Source organism: Acinetobacter sp. YH12151 (assembly GCF_013418355.1).
Classification (GTDB): Bacteria; Pseudomonadota; Gammaproteobacteria; order Pseudomonadales; family Moraxellaceae; genus Acinetobacter; species Acinetobacter pseudolwoffii.
Genome location: NZ_VPCG01000053.1, coordinates 1 through 13105, shown reverse-complemented (window position 1 = coordinate 13105; position 13105 = coordinate 1). Strand labels below are relative to the sequence as shown.

Sequence of the window (13105 nt, the reverse complement as noted above, 5' to 3'; positions counted from 1 at the left end):
TTCTTGACTCAAGCATTAATGCAGTACGATCTTCAAAGTTAAGATGATGGTATGACAATTTTATATACTCCATAAACCCTTTAAATTAATTAGGTGGTTTATGTCGCACTTCAAGTTTTACTCTGCCGGGGCTTTAAAACGTTTTAATCGTAAAGCATTTCCTAGTACAAATATTGACGAGAGAGCCATTGCACCAGCAGCAAATACAGGAGAAAGTAGCAGTCCAAATTGCGGATAAAGTACACCTGCTGCAATAGGAATCAGAGCTGCATTGTAAACAAATGCCCAAAATAAATTTTCACGAATATTGGTTATAGTCGCTTTGCTTAAAGCGATAGCATTTGGCACTCCTTTCAGGTTGCCAGACATCAAAACCACATCAGCAGCTTCAATAGCTACGTCTGTACCTGTACCTATTGCTAAACCAATATCTGCTTCTGCAAGTGCAGGGGCATCATTAATGCCATCTCCAACATATGCGAGTTTACCATATTGATTTTTTAATTTTTTAACGGCCTCTATTTTACCTTCTGGTAAGACTTCTGTAATAACCTCATCAATACCTAGTTTTTTTGCAATCGCTTGAGCTGTATGACGGTTATCACCTGTAATCATGGCAACCTTTAAACCTAACTGATGTAACGCTTCAATTGCAGCAAATGTTGATTCTTTAATTGGATCTGCTACAGCAATAATGGCAGCAAGTTTCTGGTCAATCGCAACATAGAGAGGGGTTTTTCCTTCTTCTCCCAAACGATCCGAAAATTGAGAAAAAACATTAGGATTCAAACCTAGTTTTTCCATATATCGATCTGCACCAATATGAACCAAATGTTCAGACACCGTTGCTTCTATTCCATAGCCCGTGACTGACTTGAAATCAGCAACAGGAGACAGGATTAATTCCTTATCTATAGCGGCTTGTACAATTGCTCGAGCAATAGGATGCTCAGACTTTGATTCAACGGCTGCCATCAGTGAAAGTACGGTATTGTATTCAAAACCTTCTAAGACATGCAGATCGGTTAAAATTGGTTTCCCTTCAGTCAGAGTCCCTGTTTTATCAACTGCAACCACTTTAGTTTCTTTGAGCAGCTGTAAAGCTTCACCTTTACGAAATAAAACCCCCATTTCAGCACCCCGCCCAGTTCCCACCATGATTGATGTAGGCGTTGCAAGTCCCATCGCACAAGGACATGCAATAATGAGTACAGCAACCGCGTTCACTAAACTAAAAGTTAGGGCTGGTTCAGGGCCGAAGATAAACCACGTAAGAAAAGTTAAAAGAGAGAGACCCATTACTACAGGTACAAACCGCATGGTAATTTTATCAACCAATGCCTGAATAGGCAGCTTGGAACCCTGTGCCTGTTCAACCATTCGGATGATTTGAGAAAGCACTGATGAACTACCAACAGAGGTGGCTTTGATATTTAAGCTGCCACTTTGGTTAATTGTTCCTCCTACCACAGTAGAGCCTATCGTTTTTTCAACGGGCATAGGCTCGCCAGTAATCATGGATTCATCAATAAAACTTTGGCCGTGAATAACTTCACCATCGACAGGGATACGCTCACCTGGTCTAATCTCTACAATCGTTCCTGTTTGAACTTCGGCAATCGGAACTTCTATCACCTGATTATTGAGCTGTATTCTGGCAACTTTAGGCTGCATTCCAACTAGATGTTGAATTGCTAAAGACGTTCGGCCTTTTGCCTTGGCTTCAAAAAATCTACCTAATAGAATTAAAGTGATAATAACCGCTGCAGCTTCATAATAAACATTGACCGTGCCTTGTGGCAGGACACTTGGAAAGAAAGTAGCAACCACTGAATAAAGATAAGCAGCCAATGTTCCTACAGCTACCAAGGAATTCATGTCTGGTGCTAAGCGGAATAAACTTGGGATGCCCTTTTTAAAGAAGCGTCGGCCTGGAAAAATTAATGCTACTGTGGTCAAGAAAAATTGCATTAACCAGCTATTTTGTTGGCCAATGTTATCCATCATAAACGTATGAAAGGCGGGAATCAGGTGTGATCCCATTTCTAAAATAAAAACGGGTAGAGTCAATAAGACTGACAAAATTAAATCTTTTTTAAGTTTTTCTAATTCAATATTTTTTTTATCTTGAAAGCTTTCCGTAGTTTGATGAACTGACTTTGCTTCAAACCCTGCTTTGGTGACAGCCTGAATTAACGAGTCACGAGTGACAGATGAGCTTGCCTGAATAGTCGCTTTTTCAGTAGCCAGATTTACATGAGCTGATTCCACACCCTCAACAGATTTTAAGGCCTTTTCTACTCGACCTACACAAGAAGCACATGACATACCCTCAATCGTAAGCTCTATTGGTTGCAGCGCTTCCACTTCGTAGCCTGCTTTTTCTACGGCTTTAATTAAAGTAGCGCGATCAAGTGGTTGATGCGCATAAATGACTGCTTTTTCGGTAGCCAGATTTACATGAGCCGATTCAACACCCTCAACAGATTTTAAAGCTTTTTCCACACGGCCTACACAAGAAGCACATGTCATCCCCTCAATCTCTAATGTTTCACTGTAGTGTGGCGTATCAGTCATTTCGGTACTCATATACGATCTCTATCATTTAGATATGCTGAGTTCTATATGCGAAGATCAGCTCGAACCAAGATTAGGGGGAATTCAGGGATTACTTTTATTTCAAGCAAGTACAGGTTTTATCTGTACGATGAGGAAAATAAGAGAGAGTAAAAGTGGTAAGGAATTCCCACTGTTACTCTAACAGAGATTAAGCAGGATCAGCTGTAAATCCACGCTCACTGAGAGTGGCAATGACTTGATCCTGACTCACCGTTGTATTGATTTCAACAATACGGTTTTGTAAATCAATATCGAGTGAGGCATTCGAGTCGAGCTCTTTAATTGCGGTAGTAATGCCGCGTGCACAACCACCACAAGTCATATTAGCGATGTGAAATTTCATATGTTGCTCCTTTTTAACAAAACATTTGTTTAAAACATTAGAACAGTAACTCTAAACTTTCACCATACAACCAGCCTTTTTCTGAATCAGTTACTCGCTGTAACTTGGTCTGTTTACAACCTTACAGTTTTCTTCAGAGTATTCCAAAGAAGAGTGTTCTAATGACTACAGTAAAAGTACTTAACCAACATTAATGTGACTTTAAAATGACATTTTTGTCATCTACGATCACTCTGAAATTTATAAGAATAGTTATTTCAATCAATGGTAGTGAACTGAATAGATGAGACCGTTATGGGTTGAAGATAAGCTAAAAACCGGTGACTACCTTTATGTATAATGCCTCATGATGCGATTTTACTGTTCTGATTGTCGTAAGTTGACAGTCCAGTAGAAACTTTATTGCTCAGCTACAAAAGATAAATGCAGTAATGTTAAATTTCCTCAATTCCCTTATTTTGAAATTCTCTTATTCAATACCCACGACAGTGGTTATATAGCCTGTTGTTAATAGAATTGATAGACCTAATAACATCTCAAATAAAATGGCATGACTAAGGTGTTTAGCGAATTTAGGATATTGAAGACGCGGGGTGAAATACCATTTGTTGAAGGCAGCTAAAAGTAGAATACCTATAACAAAAAACATTTTAACCATGAAACCATAGCCATATGCAGTATTGATTAAGGTATTAAAATCTTTAATTAAAAGAAGAGCTACACTAGCGCCACAGGCGATTAATATCCCAACAATGAAAGCAGCAATACGTCCAAATACATGCATGCGATCTTTTAAAGGTAAACCACTTATTTCCCGGCTGGTTTTCCATAACGGATATAAAGACCCCATCCATAACGACATAACTAGAATATGGATTGATAATAAAATTTGAGCAAGTAAGGTTAAATTAGCGACATGTCCGAGCTGGGAAAAACTAAAAATAATCGGGAGAAGTAAAACACAAAATATTGAACTTTCAATTATAGAAAAATGACCTTTGTTCCTGTTAAGTTTAACCACCATGAGAAGAAGTAAAAGAGCAAAACTAATAGAACGAAGAACGTATATATACCCCGTCGGAGTATTAACCAATATATTAATATACGTGGGGTCCACCATACCTGTAATACCAGTATTGGCAAAACTACCAATCAGAATAAAAAATCCCAAGGTACTGGAAATTAGGCCTAATCCAGCGCCAATTGTAATATATTTAAGAATCGATTCTTTTAGTTCAAGATATTGTCTAAGTAAAAAATAGCAAAAGGCTCCACCAACGACAAAAGCTACACTTAAATATAAAATAACCTTAGTTAACCAAGTGGCCCACATCCAATATTCAGAAATCATTATTTTTGTCCATTCTAGAACAACATGCCAGCACCTCACTGACATGTTGAAAGGTAATCAATTCTTATTTAGTTGATTTGATAGTGAAACTATATTCACCATTCATGTTGTGACCATCTTTCCCCATTGTTGTCCAGACAACGGTATATTTACCTTTTTTCAGTTTCGGAAGAGCGACATCAAAGGATTTCTTTAAGTCATGAGTAACTTCATATTTTAAAGGAACATCTCTTCGCTGAGCATCCAGTAACTTAATATTCATCAACATAACCTCTGCACCAAAGTTAAGGGTCAAGTTCTTTGGTTGACTAAGGATAGATGCATTTTCCGCAGGAATCGCACTCACTAAACTCACATGAGCGAACGTAGTTGTAGTAGCCACAATCATCGTTGCAGCTACTACAACATTACGTAGAGCAGTCATTTTATTTTGAAATAATTTCATTTACGTTTCCTCTTGATTCGTTAGTTCATTAGAGATGACTTTATAAAATCTATATTTAATGAGACCACATCATCTCCTCTTATATTTCAATTATTAGTGAGAGACAGAAACAGAGCGATGACTTCAAAATTACATTTTTGTCATTTTTAAAATTTAAAATCTTTAACTATTAAAATAATCTTATTGAAAAATAATGATCATTTAACAAACAAATTATGTAGGTGGTTGATTTATGAAATGTAGTAATCATTTTGTCTAAGAAAATAGTAGCTATTTAATTTTTTATATTTTAGTTTAAATATAAACATGTTATGTTTAATTTGATCTAATATAAATTTGTGGGCTAAGCACATGACTCAAACACGTCCAAGAATGACCAAATTATTTGAACAGCTTGGTTTAGCTTCTACTGAAGAAGCAATTGCAAAATTCATAGAGAGCCATCAGCTAGCTGGAGATGTTTTTTTAACACAAGCAATTTTTTGGACTGATGCTCAACGTCATTTTTTAGAAGAAAAACTACACTCTGATGGTGAATGGACGACAGTGATTGATCAATTAAATGAGTCTTTACATGAAAATTCAGTAAAATAATTTTCCGTTAGTATTAAGGATCTACATTCTTCCCTGCATTGAATACAACTCATTCATACAGTAGTACTGTTTTGGAGATGGAATCTCTATTATATAAGTAGTAGATTCCTTACTCTGAAATTTGGATTATAAACCCTAATATTAAAAATAATCTTCTTTACCTTCTATCTAATAAATATACCAATAAGTTTAATAATTAAATTATCCACCCTTTTTTCTATAAAAAACTATTTTGATCAACTGTATTTTTTCTTTAAAGGAATAACAGTGTAAATTACATTAAGAATGTGTCTCTAACTAGCCTTGGAGTCATCTAATCATTTCATTTTTATTTTTTTAAGCACATAAAATCATAACAACTTTAATAGTTTTAAAAGATTAATATTAAATAAAATTTTTGTCATCTCAGCATAGACTATATATTTCGAGAAGATCTCAAAATTACATTTTTGTCATTTTTAAAAATAATTAATTAATAGTGCTAAAATTTTTAAGAGAGACAGAGAATAACCAAAAATTTCATCAGTTTAGTAGTCAAATTCCTAGACTCTGTTCAGTACTAAAACATAGCTTTTACTTCCAAATTATTTAAAGGAAAAAATTATGATGAAATTCAAAAACATTTTTTTGGGCTTATGTATCGCAGCCGCGTCATTGAATACATTTGCACAGCAATCCGATGAACACAAAGATCACCACCCTGAAAAAACAGCACCATCTGCAGTAACAATTAAGCAAACAGTTACCAGCACCACTGCTACAGATAAAATGGCTGCAATGGATCAACACATGAAGGCGATGCAAGCCATGCATGAGAAGATGATGGCTGCAAAAACCCCACAAGAACGTCAGAAACTTATGGCTGAGCACATGAAACTCATGCAAGGAGGTATGAGTATGATGAAACAGATGGGCAGCCAAAGCATGAATGCAAATATGGCTGACCGTCAGCAGATGATGGAAAAACGTATGGACATGATGCAATCCATGATGCAGATGATGATGGACTGTATGCCTCCGTCAGCAACTAAATAGTTACCCATGAATTAGGGGAAAGCACCATGAATCACCAACACCAAGAAAATAATTCAGTACCTAACTTCTGGTCTACACGTTATGCCATTGGTCTAATCGTGCTGGGTGGTATCGCAGCTTATTTTCTATTAACGGAACATTTAGCCCACGTTATCGGTGCTTTGCCTTATTTATTCCTTTTAGCGTGTCCACTGATGCATATTTTTATGCATGGTGGTCATGGGCATAACCACTCGCAGCAAAAAAAATCCGATATATCTGATAACAAAAAATAGCTCTTATCAGGAGATCCATCATGAATCATGCGGAATCGGCTTATGGTTTATGGACGCTGGTTATCATTAACTCAGCAGTTTTTATCATGTTCGCTTTCAGTTTTTTTAGACCTTCCACTGCGCGCGATTGGCGTACATTTGGGGCCTTTTCGGCTTTTATCATTGCTCTATTTGTCGAAATGTATGGTTTTCCTTTAACCATTTACCTGTTATCTGGTTGGCTTCAAACTCGCTTCCCTCAACTTGACTTACTTTCTCATAATGCAGGTCACTTGTGGTCAACGCTATTAGGTGAAAAAGGTGATCCACATTTTGGCATTTTGCATATCGCCAGTTACGTTTTCTTGGGCTATGGATTTTACCTGTTATCAACGTCATGGCACGTGCTGTACAACGCGCAACGTCAGCATTCTTTAGCGATCACAGGCCCTTATGCACGTATACGTCACCCACAATACGTGGCTTTTGTGATGATCTTGCTGGGTTTTTTATTGCAATGGCCAACTTTACTGACACTGATTATGTTTCCAATCCTACTCTTAATGTACAGCCGCTTGGCAATTAAGGAAGAGGCTGAAATGAGTAAACAGTTTGGCGCTGTCTATGACAGCTATGCTCAACAGACTCCGAGATTTATTCCAAAATTCGGCCATAAAACCACTTTTCCATAAGAGAATTATTTATGTCAGATCAAAAAAATCATAACCAGGACCATATGGCACAGGCTACAACAGACGTACTGAAAGACCCAGTCTGTGGTATGACCGTCACTGAAGAATCGAAATACCATGAGGAATTTAAGGGGAAAACTTACTTTTTTTGCAGTGATAAATGTCAATCAAAGTTTCATAGCAGCCCGGTGCAATATATCGCTAAACCCGCAACGACGACTGCCGATGCACATACACAGCATCATCAGACTACTCAATCCGTTAATGATGCAAGCACAACAGGCACGACCATCTATACTTGCCCAATGCATCCAGAAATTAGACAGGATCATCCTGGAAACTGTCCTAAATGCGGAATGACACTGGAACCACTCATTCCCGAGTTAGAGGAAGATGAGAATCCTGAGTTACGTGATTTCCGTCGACGCTTCTGGTGGACACTGCCACTCACCATAGTCGTGACTTTTTTGGCAATGTTTGGCCATCAACTGAACCTGTTCGACATGGCAGTTCAGAGCTGGATTGAATTAGTGTTGTCACTCCCAATTGTACTGTGGGCAGGTTGGCCATTTTTTTCCCGTGGTTGGCAATCGGTTGTGAATCGCAGCCCAAACATGTGGACCCTGATCGGTCTAGGTACAGGGGCTGCTTTTATTTACAGTGTGGTTGCGACCATTGCACCACAAATCTTTCCAGACTCATTTATCTCCATGGGTCGTGTCGCTGTTTACTTTGAAGCTTCAGCGGTCATCATTTCTTTGACCCTACTGGGGCAAATACTGGAATTAAAAGCACGTTCGCAAACTTCTGCTGCAATTAAGTCACTCCTCGGACTTGCTCCTAAAACAGCTCGCCGAATCCTGCCCGATGGAACTGAGGAAGATGTTCCTCTGACTCATGTCCATGTAGGAGATTTACTCAGAATTCGCCCAGGTGAAAAAGTTCCTGTGGATGGTGTAGTCACTGAAGGAAGCAGTTCAGTAGATGAATCAATGCTGACAGGCGAACCTTTACCAATCACTAAACGCGTCGGCGACAAAGTCATTGGAGCTACCCTGAATACCAATGGTTCATTGATCATGCGTTCAGAGAAAATTGGTTCAAGCACCATGTTGGCTCAGATCGTACAGATGGTGGCGCAAGCTCAACGCTCGAGAGCACCCATGCAACGTATGGCTGATCAGGTAGCAGGTTGGTTCGTAATGGCTGTAGTGGCTATTGCCTTACTTACCTTCTTTGGATGGGGACTGTTCGGCCCAGAAGAGTCGAGCTGGGTTTATGCATTAATCAATGCTGTGGCAGTACTGATTATTGCCTGTCCTTGCGCACTGGGCTTGGCAACCCCAATGTCTATCATGGTTGCGACGGGTCAAGGTGCCACCCATGGTGTGCTATTCCGTGATGCGGCGGCCATTGAGAATCTGCGCAAGATTGACACACTAATCATCGATAAAACAGGTACGTTGACTGAAGGACGCCCTGCATTCGACCGTGTAGTAGCTGCAGCAGGGTTCGAGGAATCTGAAGTATTACGTCTGGCCGCTAGCCTGGATCAAGGCAGTGAACATCCGCTAGCTGATGCGATTGTAAATGCAGCACACGAACGTGGCCTGTCTCTTGAAACACCAGACAATTTTGAATCAGGCTCTGGGATCGGTGTTCGAGGTCAAGTGGGCGATCGTCAGTTAGCTTTGGGCAACACGGCACTGATGGAACAATTGGGTATCTCCGTACAATCTCTGATTCCGCAAGCCGAAGAGCTGCGTTCGGAAGGGGCAAGTGTCATGCATCTAGCCATCAATGGTGAATTGGCCGGCCTGCTTGCAGTATCTGATCCCATCAAAAAAAGTACTCCTGAAGCTCTTACCACCCTGAAGGAAGCTGGACTACGTATCGTAATGGCAACGGGAGATGGTCTCACCACTGCCCGTTCAGTCGGAGCACGTCTGGGAATCGATGAGATACATGGTGAAGTCAAACCCGCAGATAAACTCGAACTTGTCAGCAAATTGCAGAAGCAAGGTCGCATCGTGGCAATGGCCGGCGATGGAATCAATGATGCACCTGCACTAGCCAAGGCTGATGTCGGTATCGCTATGGGTACCGGGACTGATGTCGCAATGAATAGTGCTCAAGTTACCCTGGTCAAGGGAGATTTACGCGGTATCTCGGTTGCCCGTTCACTCTCGGAAGCTACTGTCAGCAACATGAAACAGAACCTCATGTTTGCTTTCCTTTACAATGCCTTGGGTATCCCAATAGCAGCTGGCGTACTCTACCCATTTACAGGTTGGTTGTTGTCACCCATGATTGCGGCCTTGGCCATGAGTTTTAGCTCCGCTTCAGTGATCACGAATGCCCTTCGCCTGCGACATAAAAAGCTATGATAGAGAGTCCTTTTCTTCCACCAGATGTATCAGGCCTAGTTGCAGCACTTGCCATCGGCCTGCTCATTGGTTTAGAACGAGGATGGAATGATCGTGAACTGCCAGAAGGCAGCCGAGTAGCAGGCCTACGTACCTTCACATTGACAGGATTACTCGGAGGAGTGCTGGGTCATCTACAGCCAAACTTTGGGCCTTGGCCACTAGTCGCAGCCGTATTAGGGCTTTCCCTTTTACTTACGGTATCCTACGCGCGTACCGCAAAAATTTCCGGTAATTTAAGCGCTACCACGACGATCGCGATGCTGTTGACATTAGTTCTAGGTGCATATGCATCCCATGGTAATGTTACTTTAGCATTAACAGCGGCTGTCATCGTGGCTGTATTTTTGGATCTCAAGCCAACCTTACATGGTTGGTTACGCTTGATCGAACATCGTGAATTAACCGCATCTCTACAGTTACTGGTACTTTCTGTCGTTATATTACCTTACTTACCCAATACGGGTATGGGACCTTTTGCTGCATTAAATCCTTACCAGTTATGGTGGGCAGTGATCCTGATTGCCGGACTCTCTCTGGCAGGTCATTTTGCCATGCGGCTCACCGGTTCAGAAAGAGGCATACTCTGGACAGGTCTATTGGGTGGTTTGGCATCTTCTACAGCTGCAACTGTCGCACTGGCACGCTATACACGCCAGCACCCCGTCATGGTCAGTGCTGCTATTTCTGGAACATTGGCTGCCTGTGGCATCATGTTTTTTCGTATGGCTGTACTGATAGGCGTCATTGAACCCGCACTTCTAAGCACTTTTGGTGGTGCAATGATGATTGCGGGAATCCTTTTGCTGGGTATGGCACTGTGGAGACAACGCCAAATTACCAGCGCTGAAAACAACGATCGAACAATAGAAGCAATGGCTCCTTTTGATCTTGGGACAGCATTCAGCTTCGCTGCTTTCCTTTCTGTCATGGCAGTCTTGGTTCCGGCAGCAAAACAATGGTTGGGCACCAGCGGCATCTTCGTACTATCGACTATTTCCGGGCTAGCAGACGTAGATGCTATTTTAGTCTCACTTGCCCGCCTGCATAGTACTGAAGGCTTAACAACAAATGTGGCTGCTGTCGCGCTAGGGCTGGCCACACTGAGCAACATGTTAAGCAAAGCGACAATTGCATGGATGACAGGGGGGGCACAGTTTGGCCGAGCCATCATAATTGGCTACACAATTGCCATGATAGGTGCTGGCGTAGCTCTGGCTCTCAGTTTGAGCTTTATGTAAGGTCAACTCGGGTAAATGGAGGATGTTCAAAAAATGAGTTAAAACGATTCCCCTTGCATGGATTCACTTTGAAAAACAATGGTAAAAATGATTCGACCATTGAGGGATTCAGCCTGGATGGTCGCCCCAAGCATATCAAGAATAGATTTTGTTATGGCAAGCCCTAAGCCGGTTCCTTCTTCTGTTCTTTGCCTAGACGCATCTGTTCGATAAAAACGATCAAATAATCTGGATAGTTGTTCAGGAGAGATTTCAGGGCCTTCATTTTCAATTGAAAATATTGTGTTATCTAAATTCTGTTGAAGTTTTATCCGTATTGTAGAATTCTTGTTTCCATATTTAACTGCATTAGACAATAGATTGCTGAGTGCGCGACGTAACATAGCAGGATCACCTTTTACATTGCCAGATCCTGTTTGTTGAAGTGTCATATTTTTTTCGGCAGCGAGAGCGTCATAGAAATCAAATAAAGCGGTAACTTCTTTAACAAGGTCAATATTCTGTAAGTTCTGTAAATTTAAGCCATGTTCTGCTTTTGCCAAGAAAAGCATATCGGACATCATTCGAGCCAAACGTTCAAATTCTTCTAAATTAGAAAATAGTATTTCTTGATAAGTACCAATATCTCGGTTACGGGCGAGACATACTTGAGTTTGGGTCATTAAATTATTAATCGGTGTTCTAATTTCATGTGCTAAATCAGATGAAAAATCGGAAAGTTTTTCTAAAGCTGACTCTAGTCTGTCCAGCATAGCATTGAAGGCGATTGCCAATGATTTTAGTTCGGTTGGTGTATGCTCAACTTCTAAACGTTCTGAAAGATGTTGAGCAGAAATTCCTTCTGCGACCTTAGCCATTTTTTGCACGGGTCTTAAACCTCTCCAGGTTGCAAACCAACCTAAAAACATTAAACAAATTGTACCAGCCAAACCAATATACAAAAGTTGACGCTTAAAATCTTTTAGAAAATGTAGATGTTCTGATGTATCGATCCCAACAATAATTTGTACAGATTGTATTTCAGAATTTCTATTTATACCTGTAGTGTAGATCATGCCACGATAGGTCTTATTTTGAACTTGCCATTTAATCCATGAATTATTTGCTGACTTGATTAAATTTTGAGTATTAATGATTGAGGATGCTGAACTAAATAAAATTTGGCCTGTCGGTCGTTCTATTTGGACCATAAGATCATGGTGTCCAACTAACGCATCTCTTAAATAAAGATTAAGTTCTGGAGAATTTTTAGGATGCTGTTGGAGAAGATTCTGAATAAGCTGGATTTTACCTTCTAATTGGGTACGGTCTTGAGTTTCAAAATGATGCATTACTAATTTATTTATGAACAAACCCATAATAATTAGAATGAAAATAGTAGATAATGAGAAAATGATACCGATCCGGAAACTGATCGCTCTGAATAAATTATTATTCATCCTCTACCTCTAGTACATACCCCATTCCTCGAATATTCTGAATTAATTTGGGAGTAAAGTTACTGTCAACTTTACTTCTTAATCGTTTAATAGCGACTTCAACGACATTCGTATCACTATCAAAATTCATATCCCAAATTTGAGAAGCAATCAGCGCTCTTGGTAAAATTTCACCTCGTCTACGCATAAAAAGTTCCATAAGCGCGAATTCTTTTGCCGTCAGATCAATGCGTTGACCCGCTCGCGTTACCCGACGTTTTCTCAAATCAAGTTCTAAATCAGCAATCTTAATAATATTACTATCTTCTCTTTGCTGCCCTCGTCTAAGGAGAGTTTTGATTCGAGCAAGAAGCTCTGCAAAAGCAAAAGGCTTTATTAAATAATCATCAGCGCCTAACTCTAGACCTTTTACTCGATCTTCTATCTGATCTCTGGCTGTTAAAAATAGAATGGGCATTGTTTTACCGCTGCTACGAATATCATTGATAATATTCCAACCATTTAGTCCAGGTAACATCACGTCTAAAATAATTAAGTCATACTGTTCCTTAAAATGTAGTCAAACATAGTCAAGGACTAATTCGCACTCTGTTAATGTCTTGTTGCCAAACGTGTAACTAGAGCCTGAGTCGGTCAGTTCCGACTTATAGCGATCAGTCCGTTCTT

11 protein-coding genes and 1 pseudogene are annotated in these 13105 nt (G+C 40.1%); 6 read left to right on the top strand and 6 right to left on the bottom strand.

All coding sequences use genetic code 11. The features are described from left to right. Positions 1-117: 117 nt before the first annotated feature. The 4 genes from FTU82_RS13980 to FTU82_RS13965 form a co-directional block, all read right to left on the bottom strand. Positions 118-2589, bottom strand: coding sequence for a heavy metal translocating P-type ATPase (locus tag FTU82_RS13980; RefSeq protein WP_180101488.1), 2472 nt, complete (start codon positions 2587-2589; stop codon positions 118-120). Between the two features lie 178 nt (positions 2590-2767). Then, complete coding sequence (locus tag FTU82_RS13975; RefSeq protein ID WP_004281879.1) at positions 2768-2962, bottom strand: heavy-metal-associated domain-containing protein; 195 nt, start codon at positions 2960-2962, stop codon at positions 2768-2770. Between the two features lie 469 nt (positions 2963-3431). Then, complete coding sequence (locus FTU82_RS13970) at positions 3432-4313, bottom strand: copper resistance D family protein (RefSeq protein ID WP_180001713.1); 882 nt, start codon at positions 4311-4313, stop codon at positions 3432-3434. Positions 4314-4377: 64 nt separating this feature from the next. Further along, positions 4378-4758, bottom strand: coding sequence for a copper resistance protein CopC (locus FTU82_RS13965; RefSeq protein ID WP_004281877.1), 381 nt, complete (start codon positions 4756-4758; stop codon positions 4378-4380). Between the two features lie 351 nt (positions 4759-5109). On the opposite strand from FTU82_RS13965, the gene FTU82_RS13960 reads away from it, so the two are divergent. The 6 genes from FTU82_RS13960 (at position 5110) to FTU82_RS13935 (ending at position 11000) form a co-directional block, all read left to right on the top strand. After that, a complete protein-coding gene (locus FTU82_RS13960; RefSeq protein ID WP_004281876.1) occupies positions 5110-5352 on the top strand; it encodes a DUF2789 family protein in 243 nt (80 codons plus the stop codon). Between the two features lie 603 nt (positions 5353-5955). Beyond that, positions 5956-6387: a hypothetical protein gene (locus tag FTU82_RS13955; RefSeq protein ID WP_004695737.1), complete on the top strand. Its 432-nt coding sequence runs from the start codon at positions 5956-5958 to the stop codon at positions 6385-6387. A 26-nt stretch (positions 6388-6413) separates the two neighbouring features. After that, on the top strand, positions 6414-6662 hold the full coding sequence (locus tag FTU82_RS13950) for a DUF2933 domain-containing protein (RefSeq protein ID WP_004695740.1): 249 nt from the start codon (positions 6414-6416) through the stop codon (positions 6660-6662). A 20-nt stretch (positions 6663-6682) separates the two neighbouring features. Then, positions 6683-7333, top strand: a complete 651-nt coding sequence (locus FTU82_RS13945) for an isoprenylcysteine carboxylmethyltransferase family protein (protein ID WP_004663997.1) — start codon at positions 6683-6685, stop codon at positions 7331-7333. An 11-nt stretch (positions 7334-7344) separates the two neighbouring features. Continuing rightward, positions 7345-9720: a heavy metal translocating P-type ATPase gene (locus FTU82_RS13940; RefSeq protein WP_159516733.1), complete on the top strand. Its 2376-nt coding sequence runs from the start codon at positions 7345-7347 to the stop codon at positions 9718-9720. Further along, positions 9717-11000 (top strand): MgtC/SapB family protein, encoded by a 1284-nt coding sequence (locus tag FTU82_RS13935; RefSeq protein WP_180001712.1) that lies wholly within the window; start codon positions 9717-9719, stop codon positions 10998-11000. Before FTU82_RS13940 ends, FTU82_RS13935 begins: the two co-directional genes overlap by 4 nt. A gap of 38 nt (positions 11001-11038) precedes the next feature. Here the strand turns inward: FTU82_RS13935 and FTU82_RS13930 are convergent, their stop codons facing one another. Next, positions 11039-12439 carry a heavy metal sensor histidine kinase gene (locus tag FTU82_RS13930; protein ID WP_004668314.1) on the bottom strand — a complete coding sequence of 467 codons (1401 nt, stop codon included), beginning with the start codon at positions 12437-12439 and terminating at the stop codon, positions 11039-11041. After that, positions 12432-12986 (bottom strand): annotated as a pseudogene (locus FTU82_RS13925) (heavy metal response regulator transcription factor); the annotation flags it as partial. The pseudogene FTU82_RS13925 and the gene FTU82_RS13930, both read right to left, overlap by 8 nt. Positions 12987-13105 lie beyond the last annotated feature (119 nt).